This is a genomic window from Streptomyces stelliscabiei, from assembly GCF_014873495.1.
GTDB lineage: Bacteria > Actinomycetota > Actinomycetes > Streptomycetales > Streptomycetaceae > Streptomyces > Streptomyces bottropensis.
Map to the genome: position 1 here is coordinate 1,193,550 of NZ_JADBGF010000001.1, position 21,439 is coordinate 1,214,988.

General features: G+C 73.3%; 17 protein-coding genes and 2 pseudogenes. 10 read left to right on the forward strand and 9 right to left on the reverse strand.

The window, feature by feature from the left end; all coding sequences use genetic code 11:
- Positions 1-26: 26 nt before the first annotated feature.
- Positions 27-803: a putative protein N(5)-glutamine methyltransferase gene (locus H4687_RS05215; protein ID WP_046915056.1), complete on the reverse strand. Its 777-nt coding sequence runs from the start codon at positions 801-803 to the stop codon at positions 27-29.
- Between the two features lie 405 nt (positions 804-1,208).
- Entirely contained in the window at positions 1,209-1,955 is a 747-nt protein-coding gene (locus H4687_RS05220) for a GNAT family N-acetyltransferase (protein ID WP_046915057.1), read from the reverse strand.
- 231 nt (positions 1,956-2,186) lie between these two features.
- Between H4687_RS05220 and H4687_RS05225 the strand changes: the two genes are divergently transcribed.
- The 7 genes from H4687_RS05225 to H4687_RS05255 all read left to right on the forward strand — a co-directional run bounded on the left by H4687_RS05225 (position 2,187) and on the right by H4687_RS05255 (position 7,811).
- On the forward strand, positions 2,187-2,792 hold the full coding sequence (locus tag H4687_RS05225) for a sulfite oxidase-like oxidoreductase (protein ID WP_046915058.1): 606 nt from the start codon (positions 2,187-2,189) through the stop codon (positions 2,790-2,792).
- Positions 2,785-3,579 (forward strand): ferredoxin reductase, encoded by a 795-nt coding sequence (locus H4687_RS05230; protein ID WP_046915059.1) that lies wholly within the window; start codon positions 2,785-2,787, stop codon positions 3,577-3,579. The genes H4687_RS05225 and H4687_RS05230 overlap by 8 nt, the downstream gene beginning before the upstream one ends.
- A gap of 366 nt (positions 3,580-3,945) precedes the next feature.
- On the forward strand, positions 3,946-4,530 hold the full coding sequence (locus H4687_RS05235; protein ID WP_046915060.1) for an Rv1733c family protein: 585 nt from the start codon (positions 3,946-3,948) through the stop codon (positions 4,528-4,530).
- 94 nt (positions 4,531-4,624) lie between these two features.
- A complete protein-coding gene (locus H4687_RS05240) occupies positions 4,625-4,912 on the forward strand; it encodes a hypothetical protein (protein ID WP_234317462.1) in 288 nt (95 codons plus the stop codon).
- 231 nt (positions 4,913-5,143) lie between these two features.
- Positions 5,144-6,112 (forward strand): acetylxylan esterase, encoded by a 969-nt coding sequence (locus H4687_RS05245; RefSeq protein ID WP_046915062.1) that lies wholly within the window; start codon positions 5,144-5,146, stop codon positions 6,110-6,112.
- A gap of 13 nt (positions 6,113-6,125) precedes the next feature.
- Entirely contained in the window at positions 6,126-6,545 is a 420-nt protein-coding gene (locus H4687_RS05250) for a nuclear transport factor 2 family protein (protein WP_046915063.1), read from the forward strand.
- A gap of 105 nt (positions 6,546-6,650) precedes the next feature.
- Positions 6,651-7,811 (forward strand): serine hydrolase domain-containing protein, encoded by a 1,161-nt coding sequence (locus tag H4687_RS05255; protein WP_046915065.1) that lies wholly within the window; start codon positions 6,651-6,653, stop codon positions 7,809-7,811.
- Between the two features lie 201 nt (positions 7,812-8,012).
- On the opposite strand, the gene H4687_RS05260 is transcribed toward H4687_RS05255, so the two are convergent.
- Complete coding sequence (locus H4687_RS05260) at positions 8,013-8,771, reverse strand: class I SAM-dependent methyltransferase (protein WP_050399658.1); 759 nt, start codon at positions 8,769-8,771, stop codon at positions 8,013-8,015.
- 64 nt (positions 8,772-8,835) lie between these two features.
- Between H4687_RS05260 and H4687_RS05265 the strand changes: the two genes are divergently transcribed.
- Positions 8,836-10,422, forward strand: coding sequence for an alpha-amylase family glycosyl hydrolase (locus tag H4687_RS05265; RefSeq protein WP_050399657.1), 1,587 nt, complete (start codon positions 8,836-8,838; stop codon positions 10,420-10,422).
- 58 nt (positions 10,423-10,480) lie between these two features.
- Here the strand turns inward: H4687_RS05265 and H4687_RS05270 are convergent, their stop codons facing one another.
- On the reverse strand, positions 10,481-12,337 hold the full coding sequence (locus tag H4687_RS05270; RefSeq protein ID WP_050399656.1) for an alkaline phosphatase family protein: 1,857 nt from the start codon (positions 12,335-12,337) through the stop codon (positions 10,481-10,483).
- Between the two features lie 370 nt (positions 12,338-12,707).
- On the opposite strand from H4687_RS05270, the gene rho reads away from it, so the two are divergent.
- Entirely contained in the window at positions 12,708-13,850 is a 1,143-nt protein-coding gene (gene rho / locus H4687_RS05275) for a transcription termination factor Rho (protein WP_046917159.1), read from the forward strand.
- Between the two features lie 80 nt (positions 13,851-13,930).
- The gene (locus tag H4687_RS05280) at positions 13,931-15,154 is read left to right on the forward strand and encodes a D-alanyl-D-alanine carboxypeptidase family protein (RefSeq protein WP_078907643.1); all 1,224 of its coding nucleotides are present in this window, start codon (positions 13,931-13,933) and stop codon (positions 15,152-15,154) included.
- A gap of 275 nt (positions 15,155-15,429) precedes the next feature.
- On the opposite strand, the pseudogene H4687_RS46215 reads toward H4687_RS05280, so the two are convergent.
- The 5 genes and pseudogenes from H4687_RS46215 to H4687_RS05300 all read right to left on the reverse strand — a co-directional run.
- Positions 15,430-16,287, reverse strand: a pseudogene (locus H4687_RS46215) (glycosyltransferase family 87 protein); the annotation flags it as partial.
- Positions 16,284-17,682 (reverse strand): annotated as a pseudogene (mptB, locus tag H4687_RS05285) (polyprenol phosphomannose-dependent alpha 1,6 mannosyltransferase MptB). The pseudogenes H4687_RS46215 and mptB, both read right to left, overlap by 4 nt.
- A 122-nt stretch (positions 17,683-17,804) precedes the next feature.
- Positions 17,805-18,725, reverse strand: a complete 921-nt coding sequence (locus tag H4687_RS05290; RefSeq protein ID WP_046917157.1) for a glutaminase — start codon at positions 18,723-18,725, stop codon at positions 17,805-17,807.
- Positions 18,725-20,137, reverse strand: a complete 1,413-nt coding sequence (aspA, locus tag H4687_RS05295) for an aspartate ammonia-lyase (RefSeq protein ID WP_097250943.1) — start codon at positions 20,135-20,137, stop codon at positions 18,725-18,727. The genes H4687_RS05290 and aspA overlap by 1 nt, the downstream gene beginning before the upstream one ends.
- Positions 20,138-20,385: 248 nt before the next feature.
- Positions 20,386-21,432 carry an asparaginase gene (locus tag H4687_RS05300; protein WP_050399654.1) on the reverse strand — a complete coding sequence of 349 codons (1,047 nt, stop codon included), beginning with the start codon at positions 21,430-21,432 and terminating at the stop codon, positions 20,386-20,388.
- Positions 21,433-21,439: the final 7 nt, after the last annotated feature.

The following is a 21,439-nucleotide window of genomic DNA, read 5'->3' on the forward strand; positions in this document are numbered from 1 at the left end:
GAGCCCGAGGTGGGCCCTGAGATGCCTCAGGGCCCGGTGCCGAGCACCACGTGGGCGTACATCTCCTCCGAGACGGCCGTGCGCGCGGTGAGGCCGGAGCGGCGGAAGGCGTCCAGGGCGGGCGGCGCCTGGCGCTCGCTCGTCTCGACGAGCAGACAGCCGCCCGGGGCGAGCCACTCGGGGGCCTCGCCGGCGACCCTGCGCAGGACGTCGAGGCCGTCCCGCCCACCGTCCAGGGCGACGAGGGGTTCATGGTCGCGGGCCTCGCTCGGCAGGAACGGGACCTCGCCGGTCGGGACGTACGGGACGTTCGCCGCGAGGATGTCGACACGGCCCCGCAGACGGTCGGGCAGTGCCGCGAAGAGATCGCCCTCGTGGGCGTGGCCGCCGTGCGGGGCGATGTTGCGGCGGGCGCAGCGGACGGCCGCCGGGTCGATGTCGGCGGCGTGGAGTTCGGCGCCGTCGAGCGCGGCGGCCAGGGCGGCGCCCACCGCGCCGGAGCCGCAGCACAGGTCGACGACGACCGCGGCGCCGGGGACGGCGGCCAGAGCCTGCTCGACGAGGAACTCGGTGCGACGGCGGGGGACGAACACGCCGGGTTCCACGGTGATGCGCAGGCCCGCGAACTCGGCCCAGCCGAGCACGAGTTCCAGGGGCAGGCCCGCGACACGCCGGTCCACCATGGTGGCGGCCTCGTCCGGGGTGCGGGCGGTGGCGAGGATCAACTCCGCCTCGTCCTCGGCGAAGACGCAACCGGCGGCGCGAAGTGCCGTGACGACAGAGGAGATGGAGAGAAGTGGCATGACAGCCGAGAGCCTTTCGGTGGGCCGAAGGGCGCTCCCGCGGTGGCCTATCGGCGAGGCACCGCGCCGCGTTGAGGTGAGAGCACCCGACCTGACACAGCGGTAATGGGTCCCACCTCCTCGTTCCACGTGCTGACTGGCCCGGCAACCCTACCCCATGGTCACTCCCGGCCTCCAAGGGCTCGGGCAGCCCGCCCGAGCGCCGTCGAGCCCCCGGTTCCGACGCCGCCGAGGCGTCCGTGGCCGAGGTCCACTGGGGCTCGCGGGGTTCGGCGGACGTCCTCCCGGCGACGCCGAGCCCCACGGGGGCACTTGCGGTGCGTGCCGGATGTCGCGGGCGTGCTCCGCGTGCCGGCCGCCGCCGAGGCTCCCGGCGTCGGCCCCGGCCTGAGCCCGGCGCGGCTGCTACACCCCCACCCGTTCCTCTCCCGCGTCGAGCGCCGGCACCCTGGCCGCCATGAAGCGGGTGGTGCGGCGCAGGCGGAAGCCGAGGGATTCGTAGAGGCGGATGGCGGTCGTGTTGGTCGCGGCGGTGTGGAGGAAGGGAGTCTCGCCGCGTTCGCGGATGCCGTGGGCGACGGCGAGGACCAGACGGGTGGCGAGGCCCGCGCCGCGGAAGGCCGGGTCGGTGCAGACCGCGCTGATCTCGGTCCAGCCCGGCGGGTGCAGCCGCTCGCCGGCCATCGCGACCAGCGCGCCCCCGCGACGGATGCCCAGGTAGGTGCCCATCTCGACGGTACGGGGCAGGAAGGGGCCCGGCTGGGTGCGCTCGACCAGGTCGAGCATCTCGGGCACGTCGGCGGGGCCGAGGCGTACCGCCTCGTCGTCCGGGGCGGCGGCGATCCCGTCGTCGACGAGCTGCACGCCTTCGAGATCGAAGGTCACCTCCCAGTCGGCCGGGAAGCCCCCGGTGTAGGCCGGGACCGGGACCTCCGCACCGGGGCCGGCCAGCGCCGCGAGGTCGGCCCAGTCGTCCGCGCCCGGGTCGTCGGGGAGGGCCAGCCACGGCGACACGTCGAGCGGATAGCGCAGCACCCGCCCGCGCCGCTCGGCGAAGTGGGCGTGCGGCCCGGTGAGGGAGGCGAGAGCGGGATTGTCGAGGACGTGGGGCACGACGCCCGCACCCTTGCTGCCACTCGCGTACTCGGACATGCGCTCTCCGCTCTGCTTCGGACTGCTCTGATCCGCTGCGACCGGGCCGCCGACGGCCGAATCCGCCGGCACCCGCCTCTTGCGGCAAGGAAGATCGCCGAGCCCCTATTCCCGGGCCGCCGGAGAGTTCATACGGCCGCAACGATCGCCGTCCGGCCCTCGGGCCGGAGCACGCGCTCCGGGCACGTACGGTGGTACGACTCAGCATTCACCGTCGTCACGTGGGACCCCATGAACGTCACCCGAGGCTTCACCGGACGCCCCCGCGTCCACCATCCCGGACTGCCGCCCGGCCAGTACGACGCCGGCGACGACTGGCCCGTCCTGTCCGCCGAGGTCACTCCCGATCTCACGCCCGCCGACTGGACGTTCCGGATCGACGGCCTGGTGGCGCGGCCGCGCACCTGGGACTGGGACGAGGCCCACGCGCTGCCCGCCTCGCTGTACGAGGGCGACATCCACTGTGTGACGAGCTGGTCGAAGTTCGGGGTGCGGTTCGGGGGCGTCTCGCTGGACGCGTTCCTGGACGCGGTCGGACCCGACGCGTCCGCCACCCACGCGGTCGCGTACGCGCACAGCGGCTACACCGCGAACCTCCCGCTCGCCGACCTCACCGGCGGGCGCGCCTGGATCGCCTGGGAGTACGAGGGCAAGCCGCTGCCCGCCGAGCACGGCGGCCCGGCGCGGCTGCTGGTGCCGCACCTGTACTTCTGGAAGAGCGCCAAGTGGATCGCGGGTCTGCGGCTCCTCGACCACGACGAGCCCGGTTTCTGGGAGCAGAACGGCTACCACGCGCGGGGCAACCCGTGGGAGGAGCAGCGGTACTCCGGTGACTGAGACAGCGACGAACGCGACCGTCACCCCACCGCCGGGCCCGGCCTTCACACCGCCCACGCGGTTCGCCGTGCCGGGCCGGATCGCCGTGAGCACCCGGGCCGCGTCGCTCTGGCAGCGGGCGACGCTCACGGAGATCCGGCGGGAGACACCGTCCGTGGCCACGTTCCGGTTCGCGGTGCCCGGGTGGGCGGGGCACCTGCCGGGACAGCATCTGATGCTGCGGCTGACCGCCGGGGACGGCTACACCGCGCAGCGCCACTACTCGCTGGCGTCACCACCGGACGACGGCGGGCACATCGAGCTGACCCTGGACCATGTCGAGCGCGGGGAGGTCTCCGGGTGGTTCCACACCGAGGCCCGGCCGGGTGACGAGGTGGAGGTGCGCGGCCCGCTGAGCGGCTTCTTCGCCTGGCCCGGGGACCGGCCCGCGCTGCTGGTCGGCGCGGGTTCCGGTGTGGTGCCGCTGATGTCGATGATCCGCCACCACCGGGCGCGCGGGCTCGACGTCCCGCTGCGGCTGCTGGTCTCCGCGCGCGGGCCCGGGGAGCTGATCTACGCGGCGGAGTACGGCGCGGAGAGCACGGCCGTGTTCACGCGCCGGGCGCCCGAGGGGATGCCGGTGGGACGGCTGGCGGCGGCCCATGTGGCCCCGCTGCTGGCCGAACGGCCGGCGGGCGGCTGGGAGGCCTACGTGTGCGGCTCCAACGCGTTCGCCGAGCACGCCTCACGGCTCCTGGTCGAGGCCGGACAGCCCGTGGACCGCATCCGCATCGAACGGTTCGGCTGAGGGCTGAGAGCTGAGGGCTGAGGGCTGAGGGCTGAGGGCTGAGGGCTGGGAAAAGCTTCGGCCGAGGGTCGGGGGCTCGGCGGAGGGCTGGGCGGCGCGGTACGGCCGCCTCCGGGGCGGCGCCACGACCGCGCCTCCCCCGCGGGCCACGCATTGCCCGCGGCCGCTCCCGGCCGACGCGCCCCGCCCGGCCGACGCGCATCCCGTCCGGCCCCACCGTGCTCCGGTGAGACCCCTAACGGACCGCGCCTCCATGATTTCTTGCGCAAACCATGCCATCACGCCCTCTTTCGGGTAAACCGGAAGTGCGGACCAGTCCAGACCGGGGTTCTCGTACACGAGGACCGGACCGGCGAGGAGGGCGAGATGCGAGGCCAGGTGTTCGGGTGGCGTTGGCATGCCAATCCACTGCGCCGCCGCTCGGACGTCGTCGAGGCGTGGACGATGCTGTGCGTCGTGCTGCTGCTCGTCCTCGGCGCCCCGGCCGCCGGGGTGACGGTGGGCCGGTGGGCCCACGCGGACGCGCGGGCCCATGCGACGGCCGAGCGGGCCGCCCTCGACCGCGTGAGTGCCGTGATCGTCGAGAAGGCCCCGGACTCCGTGCCCTCGGCGCACGACGACAAGCAGCCCACGTTCTGGGTGCGGGCCCGCTGGACCGAGCCCGACGGCGGCTCCCGTACCGGTGAGGCCCGCGTACCGGCCGGCACCGAGCGCGGCGACCGCGCCGACGTCTGGCTGGACGACGCGGGGCGCAGCGTCGAGCCGCCCCCGACCGACACGGCCGTCTGGCAGCACGCGCTGGCCATGGGGACCTGCGCCACCGGCGGTGTCGTCGGCGTCGTCCTGCTCGGGCACGCGCTCGTCCGCCGGGTCGCCACCCGGCACCGGCTGGCCGAATGGGAGCGGGAGTGGGCGAGGACGGGCCCCGACTGGGGACACCGCTGGGCCTGACACCGCACGCGCTCTCACCTCCCGGAAGCAGAACGCGAACCAGCTCGTCGCGGAACCCCTGCGCCACGCGGGCAGGTTTCCCCTCGGCGACGCCCTGGCCCGGCGGTTCACGCCGCGCCGGCGGCCCGTACGACTGGCACTCGCCGTCTGCACGCTCGCCGTGTGCACCCTCTACCTGGTGGCCCAACTGGTCGGCAGCAGCGCGCTGATGACCCGGTTCGCGGGCCAACCCGGCCCGACCACCCGCATGATGGCCGTGATCATCATCGCCACGATCGTGACGATCCACGCGGCGATCGGCGGCCGGGCGCCACCTTCATCCAGGTCGTCGAGGCCGTGCTGCTGGTCGCCGGTGCCGGCGTGGTCGCCGTCCTGGTGGTGAACCGCTTCGACCGGAACGCCGACGGAGTCCTCACGTCCGCGACCGAGGGCAGCGGTCTGGGCAGCGCCCACCTCCCTCCCGGAGGACTTCGAGGTCCGGGCCCTGGTGGAAGCGGATCCGAGGTGAGGGGACGTGGGGCCGTGGCGGGCCCGAAAAAAGACCCTTGGCGGCCCGCGGCGCCCCACGTACGGTGTGATCATCCGCACCTCAGAACTCAAAAGGTGGTCCTTCATGGCCCTGTTCGACCTGCCGTTGGACGAGCTCCGTGGTTATCGAAGCGCTTCGACGGAGCCCGAGGACTTCGACGCCTTCTGGGCGAAGACCCTCCAGGAGGCCCGCGAGCACGACCTCGACGCCCGTTTCGAGCCGGTCGAGACCCACCTGAAGACGGTCGACGTGTACGACGTCACCTTCTCCGGGTTCGGCGGCCACCCGGTCAAGGGCTGGCTGGCCCTCCCGGCCGGCGCCGACGGTCCCCTGCCCACCGTCGTGGAGTTCATCGGCTACGGCGGTGGCCGCGGCCTGCCCCACACCCACCTCCTGTGGGCCTCGGCGGGCTACGCCCACTTCGTCATGGACACCCGGGGCCAGGGCAGCGCCTGGGGCGGTGGCGGCGACACCCTCGACCCGGTGGCCGGCGCCCCGGCCTTCCCCGGCTTCATGACCCGGGGCATCGACGCCCCCGAGAACTACTACTACCGCCGGGTCTACACCGACGCCGTCCGCGCGGTCGAGGCCGCCCGCTCGCATCCGCTGACCGACGCGGCGCGTACGGCCGTCGCCGGTTCCAGCCAGGGCGGGGGCATCTCCATCGCCGTCGGCGGACTCGTCCCCGACCTGGTCGCGGTCGCGCCCGACGTGCCGTTCCTGTGCGACTTCCCGCGCTCCACGACGATCACCGACCGCGATCCGTACCGCGAGATCGGCAAGTACCTCAAGACCCACCGCGGCCGCACCGAACAGGTCGGACGCACCCTCGCCTACTTCGACGGCGTGCACTTCGCCGCGCGCGGCCGGGCCGCCGCCCTGTTCTCGGCGGCCCTGGAGGACCAGACCTGCCCGCCGTCCACGGTCTTCGCCGCCTTCAACGCCTGGGCCGAGGCGAACAAGCGCATCGAGGTCTACGACTTCAACGACCACGAGGGCGGCGGCCCCTACCAGGAGGCGGTCAAGCTGCGCTGGCTGGCCGCGCAGCTCTGAGGAGGCGGACATCATGGACACGGCGGAGGCCGCCCGGCGGTTCGTGGGCGTGTGGCAGCGGGCCTGGGCGGCACACGACGTCGAGGCGATCCTGGAGTTGTACGCGCCGGACTGTGTGCACCGGTCGATGCCCTTCCGGGAGCCGCACCGGGGCCGCGACGAACTCGCCGGGTACCTGCGCTGGTCCTTCACCGGTGAGCGGGTGGACGACGTGCGCTTCTCGGACCCGGTGATCGGCCAGGACGGAGTGGCCGTCGCCGAGTTCCGGGTGCTGTCCGAGGTCGACCATGAGCCGCAGACCCTCGCGGGCTGCGTCTTCGTACGGTTCGACGCGGCCGGCCTCGCCGTGGAGACCCGGGACTACTGGCACCTGGTCCCGGACCGCACGGAGCCCGCCCGGCCCCTGTTCCTGGCCGGGGATCCTCACCGGTAGGAGGGGTTCCGCCGCACGGCTTCCCTGTTGTCCGACCAGTCGGTATGTTCAGGGAGGCCGGGCGGCCCTCGTCCCGGCGAACGACGGCCGGCGATGGAGGGATTCATGTCCGAGTCTCAGGTTCGGGGTCACTGCGACGCACGGTTCGCGGCCGTGCGCGACGCGTTCGAGGAGAATTTCGGCGAGCGTGACGAGCTGGGGGCGGCGGTCACGGTGACGCTGGACGGAGAGACCGTCGTGGACCTCTGGGGAGGCTGGGCCGACGCGGCGCGCGGCCGCCCCTGGGAGCGGGACACCGTCGTCAACGTGTGGTCGACGACCAAGGGCGCGACCGCGCTGTGCGCGCACATCCTCGCCGACCGGGGCCTGCTCGACCTGGACGCCCCGGTGGCCGTGTACTGGCCGGAGTTCGCTGCGGCCGGCAAGGAGGGCGTGCTCGTCCGGCATCTGCTGTCCCACCGCTCGGGGCTGGCCGGGCCGCGTGAGCCGCTCTCGTTCGAGCAGCTCTGCGACTGGGAGCTGACGGTCAAGCGGCTCGCGGCGCAGGAGCCCTGGTGGGAGCCCGGCACGCGGTCCGGGTACCACGCGATGACGTTCGGCTTCCTCGTCGGCGAGGTGATCCGGCGGGTGTCGGGGCTGCTGCCCGGGGCTTTCCTGGCGCGGGAGGTCACCGGGCCGCTCGGCATCGACTTCACGATCGGGCTGCCGGAGACGCAGGCGGCGCGGGCGGCCGAGCTGGTGCATCCGCCGGCCGCGTCGTCCAGCGAACAGGCCGCGGTCTTCGCCCAGTTGACCCCCACGGCGCTGGCCGCCCTCGCCAACCCGCTGGTCGGCGCCACCGAGGCCAACACCCCCGCGTGGCGGGCCGCCGAGATCCCGGCCGCCAATGGCCACGGCTCCGCCCGGGCGGTCGCCGCGCTCTACGGGGTCCTCGCGCTGCGCGGCACCTGGGGCGGCCGACAGGTGCTGTCGCCGGAAGCGGCCGAGCGGGTCCGGGGAGGGCAGGGCGCCTGCCGTGACCTGGTGCTCGGGGCCGGGTTCGGCCGGGACACGGAGATCGGGCTGGGGCTGTGGCTGAGCGGCCCGCACGGCTCGTACGGGCCGAACCCGAGGGCTTTCGGCCACGACGGCTACGGCGGCTCCTGCGGCCTCGCCGACCCGGAGGCCGGCGTCTCCCTCGGCTATGTCATGAACCGCATGGGCCCGCACATCGCCGACGACCCGCGCAAGAGGGCGCTCGTCGAGGCGCTGTACAGCGCGCTGTGACCCGTCGGAGGCGGCAGGGCTGAGCGCGGTCGGGGCGGGGCGGGGCCTTCGGCGGGGCCGCCCCCGCACCGGCGCCTGTGACGCCCGGGCCGTACACCTCGGCGAACACGTCGCCGGCGGGAGAAGCCCGTCGACCCGTACCACCGGGTCCACCCTTCGGGCCGGGCGGCTGCTGCGCGGGCGGTCACCCCCTGTGGGCCGTCACCCCTTACGGGTGGCCACCACCATCCGGCAGCGCGGGCTGCCGTCGGCCCGGCGCCCGAACTCGGGCAGCGCGAACAACTCCACCTCGAAGCCCGTGCGTCGCAGCTCCTCCCGTACGACGCCGAGCCGGAACGGCCGGTAGTACATGACGAACGGCGGTCGCCAGAGCGCGTTGCGCACCCGCATCGCGGTGTCGAAGCCCAGTGCGGCCCAGTACCAGGGGGAGCGGGGCGGGGCGGGCGCCGGCAGCGGGAACGCGAAACGTCCACCGGGGCGCAGCACCGAGTGCACCTCGGCGAACAGCCCCGGCAGTTCCTCCGGCAGGAAGTGCCCGAACGCGCCGAAACTGACGGCCAGGTCGAAGACCGGGCCGAAGGGCAGCGCCAGGGCATCACCGCGCACCCACGAGACGCGGGGCTCGCCGGAAGCGGGGCCGGCCGCGGAGCGGGCGGGTGCGGAGCCCGTCCGCTCCCTCCCCACCGCCAGCATCCCCGCACTGATGTCGACGCCGGTGACACTCTCCCGGCACAGCTCGCGCAGCACCTCCATACCGGCCCCGGTGCCGCAGCAGAGGTCCAGGCCGTGTGCGAAGGGGCCCAGCGGCGACAGGGCCTGCTCGACCGCTTCCAGGACCGGGTCCGGCGTACGGAACGGAGTCTCGTCGAACTTGGGCGCGAGCAGGTCGTAGCCGTGTTCGACCGAGGAGAGCGCCTGAACGGCGAGTTCGCGGAGGCTGGGGCCTTGCGGGGTGAACATCACGTCAGCTTAGGCCCTGGCTCGGGGCAGCGGCGGGTGTGTGCTCTCGCCTAAGGTCCGTGACATGACTTCGTTCCGTCCCGCCCCGACCTGGCTGGCCGACGCCGTCTTCTACCAGATCTATCCGCAGTCCTTCGCCGACTCCGACGGGGACGGCATCGGGGACTTCGCCGGGATCACCGCGCACCTCGACCATCTGTCCTGGCTGGGCGTCGACACCGTCTGGCTGAACCCCTGCTTCGTCTCGCCGTTCCGCGACGCCGGATACGACGTCGCCGACTATCTGAACGTCGCCCCGCGCTACGGCTCCGACGACGACCTGGCGAAGCTCGTCGACGAGGCGGGCCGCCGGGGCATCCGGATCCTGCTGGACCTCGTCGCCGGCCACACCTCCGTCGACCACCCGTGGTTCCGGGCCTCCGCCGACGATCCGGACGACCACCGCTACATCTGGACGTCCGAGGGGCGTCCCGAAGGCTTCGTGCCCTCCCCCGGCAGTCGCCCGGGTGCCTACCTCCCGAACTTCTTCGACTCCCAGCCCGCCCTCAACTTCGGCTACGCGCGCGGGAATCCGGCCGAGCCGTGGCGGCTGCCGGTCGACGCCGACGGCCCGCGCGCCAACCGCGACGCCCTCCGCACGATCATGGACCACTGGCTGAGCCTCGGCCTGGCCGGCTTCCGGGTCGACATGGCCGCCTCACTCGTCAAGGACGACCCGGGCAGGGCCGAGACCTGTCGCCTCTGGAGGGAGCTGCGCCACTGGCTGGACGCCGCCCACCCGGACGCCGTGCTGCTCGCCGAGTGGGGCGAGCCGGAGGTGTCGATCCCGGCCGGCTTCCACGCCGACTTCTTCCTCCACTTCGGCGGCCCCACCGACGGCCTCGCCCTGCGCTCGCTGTGGAACAACGGAGAAGGCACGGTCCACGAGAACTGGGACCCGCTCGACTGCTTCTTCGACGCGAGCGGCCACGGCTCGCCGCGCCCCTTCGTCGAGGCCTGGCAGCAGGCGTCCGCGGCGGTCGGCGGCGCGGGCTCGATCTCCCTGCCCACCGCCAACCACGACTTCTCCCGTCTCAACTGCGGCCCCCGCAACGCCGAACGGCTCCCCGCCGCCTTCACCTTCCAGCTGACCTGGCCGACGCTCCCGGCGATCTACTACGGCGACGAGATCGGCATGCGCTACGTCCCGGGCCTGCCGGACAAGGAGGGCAGCGTCCTCGGCCCCCGCTACAACCGGGCGGGCTCCCGCACCCCCATGCAGTGGGACGGCACCCCGAACGCGGGGTTCTCCACCGCCCCCGCCGACCGCCTCTACCTTCCCCTCGACCCCTCCCCCGACCGCCCGGACGTCGCCGCCCAGCGCGCCGACGACACCTCGCTCCTCCATCTCGTACGCCGCCTGATCGCCCTGCGCGGGCGCACCCCCGAGCTGGGCTCGGGCGGGTCGGTGGAGGTGCTGCACTCGGGGTACCCGTTCGTGTACGTCCGGGGCGGCCGGTACCTGGTGGTCGTCAACCCCCAGCAGCACATGGCGAGTTGCCCGTACGAGGCCGTCGTCCACGCCCCCTTGGAGGCGCGGGGCGTGGAGGTCGCGGACGGCACGATCACCGCCCAGGGCTTCGGCTACGGCGTGTTCGAGCTTCGCCGATAGCCGCCGGAGCGGCTGCCCGGTCCCCCGTGCCGGGCAGCCGCTCTCGTGGCGCGGACCTCTACGGCGCGGGTGTCCCGGCCGGCTTCGGCTCCTCGCCGTACGCGGTGAGGAAGCGGTCGCGGAAGGAGTCCATGCGCCAGACCGGGGCGCCGTCACCGGGTCGCAGTCCATCGGACCAGCCCCAGTCGTCGATCCTGTCGAGGACCTTCGGATCGTGGGCGACGATGGTCACCGGGACGTCATGACTCGCGCCGTCGCCGCTGACCCTCGCCATGGGCTGGTGGTCGCCGAGGAAGACCAGCACGGAGTTCTTGTCGCCGTACTTCTCGATGTACTGCAGGAGGCTGTGCAGCGAGTACTGGACGGACTTGCCGTACTCCTGCTTCACCTTGACGGGGTCGGTGAACACGTCGGCCGGGTCCTTGCCCGCCTTCTCGATGTCCTTGTAGACGGAGCCGTCGCCGACCTCGTCCCAGCCGACCATCTTCGGCAGCGGTGCCCACGGCTGGTGGCTGGAGGTCAGGATGATCTCCGACATCAGCGGCCTGTCGCCCTTCTTGGCGGCCTCCAGGCGCTCGAACGCGGTGAGCGCGTACTGGTCGGGCATGGTCGACCAGCTGAACTTCGGCCCCTGGTAGCCGACATCACGGGAGTCGTAGACCTTGTCGAAGCCGTAGAAGTCGCCCTCCGGCCAGTTGTACCGGACGCCGGGCACCACCCCGACCGTCCGCCAGGCGCCTGTCCTGCCGAAGGCGCCGGGCAGGGTGAGGCGGTCGCCGGCGGTGACCGTGCGGTAGCGGCTCTGGTTGTCGATCCACAGGCCGGTGAGGAACGTGGAGTGGCCGAGCCAACTGCTGCCGCCGTACGTCGCGGAGGTCAGCCAGCCGCTCCTCGCCGCGAACCCGGCCTTGGTCAGCGCCTCGCCCTCCTCGTCGAGGGCGTCGTTCACGCCGGGTGCGATGGCCGGGTCCTGGAGGGCGGCGCGGCCGTAGCTCTCGATGAAGGCGATCGTGACGTCCTTGCCGCGCAGCCCGGTCAGCAGCCGGTCGGCGGGCACGTCGGCGAACTTGTCCTTCTTGGCCTCCTCGGCGAACGCGGCCTCGTCCCGCAGGGTCTCCTGGACCCGGCCCCAGCGGTCCTGCACGAACCCGATGGTGCTTCGGGAGGCGACCGCGGTGTTCTCGATGGGCGTCAGGCCGAGCGCGGCGCAGGTGATCCACACGGTGCCGGCGACGATGGTGCCCTTCGTCGCCCGGTCCCGGTCGCGCACCAGCAGGTCCGCGAGCCGCACCACCGCCAGTGCCATGGCGACGAACAGCAGCAGCACGAGGACCGTCAGACCGAGCACGGCGGCCCGCGCGCCCGTGGGGCCGAGGGTGTCCTGTACGTACGACTCGGCGTCGTCGAGCAGACCCCAGTCGAGGACCACGTTGAAGCCGCGGCCGAGGAATTGGTTGAAGCCGATGTCCAGCGCCTTCACGATGACCAGCGCGGCCAGACCCACCCCGATGACGACCGCCCCCACCCGCCTCGGCCGGCGTGGCAGCACCATCAGCAGGGCGGCGGCGAGGATGGGCTCCACCGGTACGCGCAGGAACTGGCGCGCCTCGAAGTACTCGGCCTTGCCCGGCATGAGCAGCGCGAAGAACACCAGGGCGGCGGCCAGCGCGGTGACCGCCGCCGACAGACCGCGTGCGGCGAGCGGGTACTTCTCCCGGAACGCCGCGCGGTGCCTGCGCCACCGGCGCACCGGTCCGCCGGTCTCCGTCGGAGCGTCGGCGGCGGGAGCGTCCGAGGGCGTCGGGCCGACCGCGGGGTCGGCCGTGGGGTCGGCCGTCGACGGCCCGCTCGTCCCGTCCGTGTCGTCGGTGCCGTCCGTGTCGGGTGAGGGGCTGGAGCGCGTGAAGAGCGACACGCGACGTTCCTTCCGTGCGAAGACCGCTGGCGGTGCCCCCATGTGTACGCGGGCTCCGCGAGATCAGTTCACCGACCACGGGTAAGCCATCGGTAAGGAACTCCCCCACACCCGGCCACCGATGGTGGTACTCTGTCTTCGGCACGCGTGCATCGCCCTCTCTGGGGCGCCGGTGCCGCTCTCTCTCAGATCCTGAGATCACTTCCGCTGAACCGCCCGTCGCTCCCGACCGGCCGTCAGCCTTCCCGCACCGCCCACGACACACGGTCCGCCTCTCGCGCGCGGCCGTGAACGGCTCAGCCGTACCCCGGGTGTGTGCCCTCCCCCTCTCTCACACGCGTCTCCCATGTCCGCGAAAGGACCCCCACTCATGACCACCACCACACTCGAACGCACTTCCACCGACCCGCGGCCTCCCGCCCGGGTCACCGGCGTCCTGGAGATCGCTCAGGGCGGGCAGGGCCACCTGCGCGTCGACAGCGGCCTGCCGAACCCGGCCGACCCGCAGGTCCCCGCCGCGCTGATCCGCCGTCACGGGCTGCGCAAGGGCGACACCGTCGAAGGCGTACGCGACGGCCGGCGCGGCCTCATCGACGTCGAACGGATCAACGGCCGTACGCCCGAGGAGCTGCGCCGCCGCCCGCACTTCCACGACCTCACCCCGCTGCACCCGCGCGAGCGGCTGCGGCTCGAACACCCGGCGAGCGGACTGACGGGCCGTCTGGTCGACCTCGTGGCCCCCGTCGGCAAGGGGCAGCGGGGGCTGATCGTGGCCCCGCCCAGGACCGGCAAGACGGTGCTGCTCCAGCAGGTGGCCGCCGCGATCGCCGCCAATCATCCACAGGCCCGCCTGATGGTGGTGCTCCTCGACGAACGGCCCGAGGAGGTGACCGACATGCGGCGCTCCGTGCGGGGCGAGGTGTTCGCGTCGACGTTCGACCGGTCCCCCCAGCAGCACATCGCGCTCGCCGAACTGGTCGTGGAGCGCGCCAAGCGGCTCGTCGAGCAGGGCGAGGACGTCGTGATCCTGCTGGACTCCCTGACCCGGCTGTGCCGGGCACACAACAACGCGGCCGCCGCCGGTGGCCGCACGCTCAGCGGTGGGGTCGACGCCGCCGCCCTGCACGGCCCCAAGCGGCTGTTCGGCGCCGCCCGGCTGACCGAGGAGGCCGGTTCCCTCACGATCCTGGCCACCGCCCTGGTGGAGACCGGGTCCCGCGCGGACGGCTTCTTCTTCGAGGAGCTCAAGGGCACCGGCAACATGGAACTGCGTCTCGACCGCGCCCTGGCCGACCGGCGCGTCTTCCCCGCCGTCGACATCACGCCCTCCGGCACCCGTCGCGAGGAACTCCTGCTGGCGCCGGGCGAGTTGACGGCCGTACGCGGGCTGCGGCGGGCCCTGGGCTCGCGCGAGGGGCAGGCGAACCTCGAAACGCTGCTGGAGCGGATGCGGGCCACCCCGGACAACGCGACCTTCCTGCGGCAGGTGCAGCCCACGCTGCCGGCGGCATGACATGAGGCATCCGGGTGCTCCGTCCGTGCGCTCGGCCCTGGCATCCCGGAGTCGGACACGCCTCTTCCTACGTTTGCGGTATGACCATCGGATCCTCATCCCGTGTCCCCCGTCTTGCCCGTGTCCCCCGTCTTGCCCGTGTCCCCCGTCTTGCCCGTGTCGCCGTCTGCCTCTCGGCGGTCTGTGCGCTCGGGGCCCTGGCCTCCGTGACGAACCCGGAAGAGGCCGGACGTCCGGCAGGGACGGACCGGCCGGACGCCAAGGCCGCGCAGGAGACGCCGACGTTGTTCCGGCGGGGGACACAGGTGCGGCCACAGGCCGGCGCGCCCCGGGCGCCGCAGGACATCTCCGCGGTGTCGTGGCTGGTGGCCGACGCCGGCAGCGGCGACGTGCTCGCCGCGCACGACGCGCACCGCAGACTGCCGCCGGCGAGCACGCTGAAGACCTTGTTCGCCCTGACCGTGATGCCGGGACTGCCGGCGGGCCTGAGACACACCGTCAAGAGCGAGGACCTGGCGGGCATCGGCGCCGGGAGCAGCCTGGTCGGTATCAAGGAGAACGGCACGTACACCGTCGCCGATCTGTGGCGCGGGGTCTTCCTCAGCTCCGGCAACGACGCCGTACGCGTCCTGGCGTCCCTCAACGGCGGCTGGAAGGCCACCGCCCGGCAGATGCAGGACAAGGCCCGCGCCCTGGGCGCCCGGGACACCCGCGTCGTCTCGCCCGACGGGTACGACGCCCCCGGCCAGGTGTCCTCCGCCTACGACCTGGCGGTGTTCGGGCGGGCCGGGCTGCGCAACGCGGAGTTCGCCGGATACTGCGCCACGGCCACCGCGCAGTTCCCCGCGGGTACCTGGTCGTACGGCATCCAGAACACCAACCGGCTGCTCACGGGTGCCGGGGTCGAGCGCTATCCCGGGCTGATCGGCGTCAAGAACGGCTACACCACCAACGCGGGGAACACCCTGATCGCCGCCGCGAAGCGGGGCGGCCGCACCCTCGTGGTGACGGTGATGCGCCCCGAGTCGGGCGGCGCCCACGCCGTCTACGAGGAGGCACGCTCCCTGCTCGACTGGGGTTTCCGGGCCGCCGGGCACGTCGACGCCGTGGGGTCGCTGCTTCCGCCGCGCCCGGCGGCGGCTCCTCAGGCCGGCCCCGGGCCACGGCCCGTCCGCGAGGGGAAGGACGCGGTCACCGACCCCGGCTGGCCGCTGGCGGGCGCGATCACCGGCGCGGCCGGACTCGGCGCGGCGTCCGTGGCACTGGCCCTGCGGCTCAGGAACGGCCGGCTCCCCCGCGGCTGACCGACCGGCAGCCACAACAGCAGTCCCAGTGTGATCCACACATAGGTGTTGCTGCCGACGAAGCCGCCGGGTCCGGACGCGTCGTCGAACCACAGCCACACGACGCTGCTGCACAGCACCGCGTACAACGCCGCCGTGAGCGGCAGCAGCCGGCGGTGCCTCAGCAGGACGGCGAAGGACGGCAGCAGCCAGACCAGATGGTGCACCCAGGTGATCGGGCTGACCAGACACGCGGTCAGCCCGGTGAGGGCGAACGCGGCCGTCCAGTCCGCGGTGCGCACCGCCGCGCGCACCCGCCACATCCACACGCACAGCACCACCAGCACGAGGAACGCCCAGAGGGCGCGGCTCGGTTCGTGCGGGGCCGCGAGCCGGGCCAGCACGCCCCGCAGCGACTGGTTGGAGACGTAGTCCAGGCGGCCGATGCGACCGGTGTCCCACAGGGCCTCGGTCCAGTAGAAGCGCGAGGCGGCCGGGGCGATCCAGGCCGCCGCCGCGGTGGCGGCCGCGGCGACGGCGGTCGCGAGCCCGGCGGCCCGCCACCGCCGGGCGAGCAGCAGCAGAACGATGAAGATCGCGGGGGTCAGTTTGACCGCCGCCGCCAGGCCGATGCCGACACCCGCCCGCCGGCCCCGGCCGGTGGCCAGCAGCCAGGCGTCGGTGAGCACCAGGGCCAGCAGCACGAGGTTCACCTGGCCGAAGCCGAAGGTGTCGCGCAGCGGCTCGAACAGGGCGAGCGCACAGAGGGCCAGCGAGATGCGGAACCAGCCGTGGCGGCGCGGCAGCGGCCCGGCCAGCACGTACAGGACGGCCGCGAGCGCCGCCAGATTCGACGCCAGGCACAGCGCGATCGCGGTGCGCAGTCCGGTCAGTGCCATCGGCAGCATCGCGACGGCCGCGAACGGCGGATAGGTGAACCCGTAGGTCGTCCCCGGCACCACGTAGTCGTAGAGGCGGCCGTCGTGATGGACCCAGTTGTCGATCGCACCGTGGTAGACGCGCAGGTCGAACCAGTCGCGCAGCAGCGGGACGGTCGCGGTGAACACGGTGACCGCGGCGGCCGACGCGAGGACGAGGAGGAGGCGGGCGCGGTCGGAGCGCGGCCCGTGGCTCCGGTGTCGCGGTTCGCTCATGCCGTGCGCCCCAGGACCGGTGCGCGAGAGCCGAGTTCCGCCTGCCACAGCACGACCAGCGCGAGCACTCCCCCGCACGCCGCCAGCACGATCTGCTCGGTGTCCGCCGGGTAGCCGCTCGGCAGGACGACGACCGCGAGCACCCCGCTGACGGCCACGGCCCGGCGCTGCACGGACACGTCCCGGGCGGCCGCGGCGATGAGGAACAGCCCCCACAGGGCGTACCAGGGGCGGACGGCCGGGCCCAGCGCGGCCACCGCCGCCAGGCTGAGGCCGAGCGCGTACACCGGGCCGGGTCTCAGCCGGAGCCAGATGAACAGCACGACGGCGAGGGTCATCAGGAGTCCGGCCGTGCGCCAGGCCGGGAGGGCGAGGGGGGCCAGGTCGCTGCCGAGGTCGTGCAGCAGGGTGCCGGTGGCGCGGCCGAGGACGCTGGTGGGCGACCAGTTCTGCGGGGAGACCGGGGTGCGCAGGGCGGCGATCCAGCCGTATCCGGTGCCGGTCAGGGCGGTGGCGGCGGCCGTGGTGGCCGTCGCGACGGCCAGTACCGCGGCGGTCGTGCGCAGCCGGCCGGTGCGGCCGCGCATCATGACGACCGCCGGCAGGCCGAGCGCGGCGGGGGCCTTGACCAGCGCGGCGAGCGTGACGAGGACGACGCCGAGGAGGAACCAGCGGCCCGGCGCGAGCGCCAGTCCGACGCCGAGCAGCCCCAGCATCAGCGCGTCGTTGTGGGCCCCGGCCACCAGGTGCAGGAGGACGAGCGGGTTGAGCGCGCCCAGCCAGAGGGCGACGGCCGGGTCGGCTCCACTGTGCCGGGCCAGGCGGGGCAGCGCCACGGCCATCAGGGCCACCCCGAGCAGCGCGATCAGACGCATCCCGATGAGTCCGGCTGGTATCCGCCCCTCGGTGAGGCCGGACAGTGCGGAGGCCACGGCGAGGAAGACGGGGCCGTACGGGGTCGCGGTGTGCTGCCACATCGGGGCCACCTCGTCGGCGAGCGGGCCGCCGAGCCGGGCGGGTCCGTGCAGGTAGACGTCCATGTGCGCGTCGACCATGGCGCCCTGGGCGAGGTAGCTGTAGACGTCCCGGCTGAACAGCGGCGGTCCGAGCAGCAGGGGTGCCGCCCAGACGGCCAGCACCAGGAGCAGCGCGCGCGGGGCCGGCGGTTCGGGGCCGCGGATCACCTTCCCCAGCAGTGCCCAGGCGGCGGTCAGCAGGACCACGCCGAAGTAGACGCCGACCAGACCCAGCGCGCCGCGCCCGGAGGTCGGCGCGAGCAGGTCCTGGACCGGCAGGGCGCCGGCGGTCTCGCCCCCCCAGGGCGAGGAAGGCGGTTCCGGCCAGGCCGAGCGCCCGGCAGCGGCGGAGGTCGACGGGGAAAGCGAGGGCCAACACGCGTTCAGCGTGCCGACACCGGGTGGCGCGGAGACGACGCGGCGCCTTCCTGACGGGTACCGGGACGTGACCATGAGGGCGCCCCTGCCCCTCAGGTCAGGTCAAGGGATGCCGGTCGGGGTTCAGAACACGGACAGCCCCGTCAGGGTCGTGAACCGGTCCAGCGCCGCCACTCCCGCCACCGAGTTGCCCCGCTCGTCCAGTCCCGGACTCCACACGCACAGCCCGCAGCGGCCCGGGACGACGGCGATGATCCCGCCGCCCACACCGCTCTTTCCGGGCAGACCGACGCGGTAGGCGAACTCCCCGGCCGCGTCGTAGGTCCCGCAGGTGAGCATCACGGCGTTGACCTGCTTGGCCTGGCTGCGTGTCAGGAGCCGGGTGCCGTCGGCGCGGACGCCGTGACGGGCCAGGAAGGTGGTCGCGAGGGCGAGGTCGGCGCAGGAGGCCGTGAGGGAACACTGGCGGAAGTACTGGTCGAGGAGGGCGGGTACGGGGTTGTCGATGTTGCCGTACGACGCCATGAAGTGGGCGAGGGCGGCGTTGCGGTCGCCGTGGGCCGTTTCGGAGGCGGCGATCTCCGTGTCGAAGTCCAGGTCCGGGTTTCCGCTCTCGGACCGCAGGAAGGAGAGCAGCTCACCGGCCGCGTCGCCGGTACGGGTGTGGAGGCGGTCGGTGACGACGAGCGCGCCCGCGTTGATGAACGGGTTGCGCGGGATACCGCTCTCGTACTCCAGCTGGACCAGGGAGTTGAAGGGGTTGCCGGAGGGCTCGCGGCCCACGTGCTCCCAGAGGGCGTCACCCTCGCGGGCCAGGTCGAGGGCGAGGGTGAAGACCTTGGTGATGGACTGCGTGGAGAACGGCTCGCGCCAGTCCCCCACGCCGTACACCGTGCCGTCGAGTTCCGCGACGGCCATGCCGAAGCGGCGCGGATCGCGGGCCGCGAGAGCCGGGATGTAGTCGGCCGGCCGGCCGCGGCCCGGAGTCCGTTCGATCTCCTCGGCGATGCGTTCCAGCACCGCCTGGTAGGTGGGCGCCCCCATCAGGCGAGGGGGGTGCCGCTGCCCGCGAGCACCTCGGGCCGCAGCAGTTCCCGGAGCCGTTCGGCGGGCAGCAGGCCTTTCTCCTGGACGAGTTCGGCCACGCCCCGGCCGGTGGCGAGGGCCTCCTTGGCGATGTCGGTGGCCGCCGAGTAGCCGATGTAGGGGTTGAGGGCGGTCACCAGGCCGATGCTGTTCTCCACGCTCGCGCGCAGCGCCTCGGTGTTGGCGGTGATGCCGTCCACGCACCGCTCGGCCAGCGTCAGGCAGGCGGCGCGCAGATGGGTGAGGGACTCCGACAGGGAGTGCAGGATGATCGGCTCGAAGGCGTTGAGCTGCAGCTGCCCGGCCTCGGCGGCCATCGTGATGGCGACGTCGTTGCCGATGACCTCGAAGGCGACCTGGTTGACGACCTCGGGGATCACCGGGTTGACCTTGCCGGGCATGATCGACGAACCGGCCTGCACCGGCGGCAGGTTGATCTCGTTCAGGCCCGCGCGCGGGCCGGAGGACAGCAGCCGCAGGTCGTTGCAGGTCTTGGAGAGCTTCACCGCGACCCGCTTGAGCACACCCGACATCTGCACGAACGCGCCGCAGTCCTGCGTGGCCTCCACCAGGTTCGCGGCCGTCACCAGCGGCAGCCCGGTGATGGCGGCGAGGTGGCGCCGCGCCGACTCGGCGTACCCGGCCGGGGCGTTCAGCCCCGTACCGATGGCCGTGGCCCCGAGGTTGATCTCGTGGACCAGTTCCACGGCCTCCGCGAGACGGCTGCGGTCCTCGTCCAGCATCACCGCGTACGACGAGAACTCCTGGCCGAGCGTCATGGGCACCGCGTCCTGGAGCTGGGTGCGTCCCATCTTCAGCACGTCACGGAACTCGACCGCCTTGCGGGCGAAGGAGTCCTGGAGCACCGCCATCGCCCGGAGCAGCTCGCGCACGGCGTAGACGGTCGCGATCTTCACGGCGGTCGGGTAGACGTCGTTGGTGGACTGGCCGAGGTTCACGTCCTCGTTGGGGTGCAGGTACCCGTACTCGCCCCTGGCGTGGCCCAGCAGTTCCAGCGCCCGGTTGGCGATGACCTCGTTGGCGTTCATGTTGGTGGAGGTGCCGGCGCCGCCCTGGATGACGTCGACGACGAACTGGTCGTGCAGCTTGCCGTCACGGATCTCCCGGCAGGCCTCGACGATGGCGGCGGCCTTGTCGGGGGCGAGCAGACCCAGTTCCTCGTTGGCGCGGGCGGCGGCCTCCTTCACGGCGGCCAGGGCGTCGATCAGGTGCGGGTAGGCGGAGATCGGGGTGCCGGTGATGGGGAAGTTCTCCGTGGCGCGCAGGGTGTGCACGCCCCAGTACGCGTCGGCGGGAACGTCACGGTCGCCGAGGAGATCGTGCTCGATGCGGGTCGCTGCGGCGTTCATGGCGGGGTGGGCCCTTCTTCGTGAGGTGCGGGTGGGAGGGGTGTGGGTGGGTGTGTGTCGTCGGGTGCGGGTCCGGTGGGGCTTCTCGTACAGTTCCCGGCGCCCCTGAAGGACCGGGCCCCGTGGCTTTGCACGGCGACCGGGGCGGGGGTGAAAAGCGTGGGGCGAAGCCCCGGCTTTTCAGGGGCGCGGGGAACTGCGCGACCAGCCCCCACCGGACCCGCACCCGACGACGCACCCCTCACCCGTCAGGGCAATCGCGGCAACGGATCCAGCGCCCGCACCGCGCCGACCCGACCGACCGCCCGACCGCCCCCGAGCAGCACCTCACCCGCGAACTCGGCGAGGGCATCGCGCGGGACACCCGCCCGTGCGAGCGCGGCGGCGGTCACCGGCACCCGCGCCCGGTTCGCACCGTCGGCGATCTTCACGGCGACGGCCCGGCCGTCCGGGAGGGCGGCGGCCTGGACTCCCTCGAAGCCGTCCTTGGTGAGCAGTCCGGGCACGGCCCGCATCAGCTCGGCCACGTCGCGTCCGGCGCCGGACGCCATCTCGGGGTGCGCGCGCATGGCGTCGGCGACCGTGCGCTCGGGGGTGCCCTCGGCGGCGGTGGTGATCCGGGAGAGGGCGCGGGCCAGGCCGTGCAGGGAGACGGAGAAGAGGGGGGCGCCGCAGCCGTCGACGGTGACCCGGGCGACGGCCTGCCCGGTGAGGTCCTCGACGATCTCCGCGATGGCCTGCTGCAACGGGTGGGCCGGGTCGAGGTAGTCCTCCAGGGACCAGCCGTTGAGGCGGCACGTGTAGAGCATGGCCGCGTGCTTGCCGGAGCAGTTCTGCGCGAGACGGGAGGGCTGCCTCCCCTCGCGTATCCACGCGTCCCGCACGGCCGGGTCGTACGGCATGTCGGTCACGTTGCGCAGGTCGTCCTCGGTCGCCCCGGCCAGCTCCAGGATCTGCCGGGCTCCGGCGAGGTGGCGTTCCTCGCCGGAGTGGCTGGCCGCGGTCAGGGACAGCAGCGCGCCGTCCAGCGGCAGTCCGGCGCGCAGCATCGCCACGGCCTGGACCGGCTTGAGCGCCGACCGGGGGTAGAACGCCGCCTCGATGTCGCCGAGTTGGAGTTCCACCTCCCCGTCGGTGCCCAGCACCACGACGGAGCCGTAGTGGATGCCCTCGATGACACCTCCGCGTACGAGGTGGGCCACGGGGGCGTGGAGCGGTTCCCGGATCGCGGGGGCCGCGGCCACCGGAGCCGCAGGGATCGCCGCGGCGCCGGTGGTCGTGGGGTCGTACGTCACTGCCTGA

Excerpts from the sequence above, each read along its gene's own strand:
- H4687_RS05215 (WP_046915056.1), bottom strand. The coding sequence starts at position 803 with ATGCCACTTCTCTCCATCTCCTCTGTCGTCACGGCACTTCGCGCCGCC.
- H4687_RS05220 (WP_046915057.1), bottom strand. The coding sequence starts at position 1,955 with ATGTCCGAGTACGCGAGTGGCAGCAAGGGTGCGGGCGTCGTGCCCCAC.
- H4687_RS05225 (WP_046915058.1), top strand. The coding sequence starts at position 2,187 with ATGAACGTCACCCGAGGCTTCACCGGACGCCCCCGCGTCCACCATCCC.
- H4687_RS05235 (WP_046915060.1), top strand. The coding sequence starts at position 3,946 with ATGCGAGGCCAGGTGTTCGGGTGGCGTTGGCATGCCAATCCACTGCGC.
- H4687_RS05245 (WP_046915062.1), top strand. The coding sequence starts at position 5,144 with ATGGCCCTGTTCGACCTGCCGTTGGACGAGCTCCGTGGTTATCGAAGC.
- H4687_RS05250 (WP_046915063.1), top strand. The coding sequence starts at position 6,126 with ATGGACACGGCGGAGGCCGCCCGGCGGTTCGTGGGCGTGTGGCAGCGG.
- H4687_RS05255 (WP_046915065.1), top strand. The coding sequence starts at position 6,651 with ATGTCCGAGTCTCAGGTTCGGGGTCACTGCGACGCACGGTTCGCGGCC.
- H4687_RS05260 (WP_050399658.1), bottom strand. The coding sequence starts at position 8,771 with ATGTTCACCCCGCAAGGCCCCAGCCTCCGCGAACTCGCCGTTCAGGCG.
- H4687_RS05265 (WP_050399657.1), top strand. The coding sequence starts at position 8,836 with ATGACTTCGTTCCGTCCCGCCCCGACCTGGCTGGCCGACGCCGTCTTC.
- rho (WP_046917159.1), top strand. The coding sequence starts at position 12,708 with ATGACCACCACCACACTCGAACGCACTTCCACCGACCCGCGGCCTCCC.
- H4687_RS05280 (WP_078907643.1), top strand. The coding sequence starts at position 13,931 with ATGACCATCGGATCCTCATCCCGTGTCCCCCGTCTTGCCCGTGTCCCC.
- H4687_RS05290 (WP_046917157.1), bottom strand. The coding sequence starts at position 18,725 with ATGGGGGCGCCCACCTACCAGGCGGTGCTGGAACGCATCGCCGAGGAG.
- aspA (WP_097250943.1), bottom strand. The coding sequence starts at position 20,137 with ATGAACGCCGCAGCGACCCGCATCGAGCACGATCTCCTCGGCGACCGT.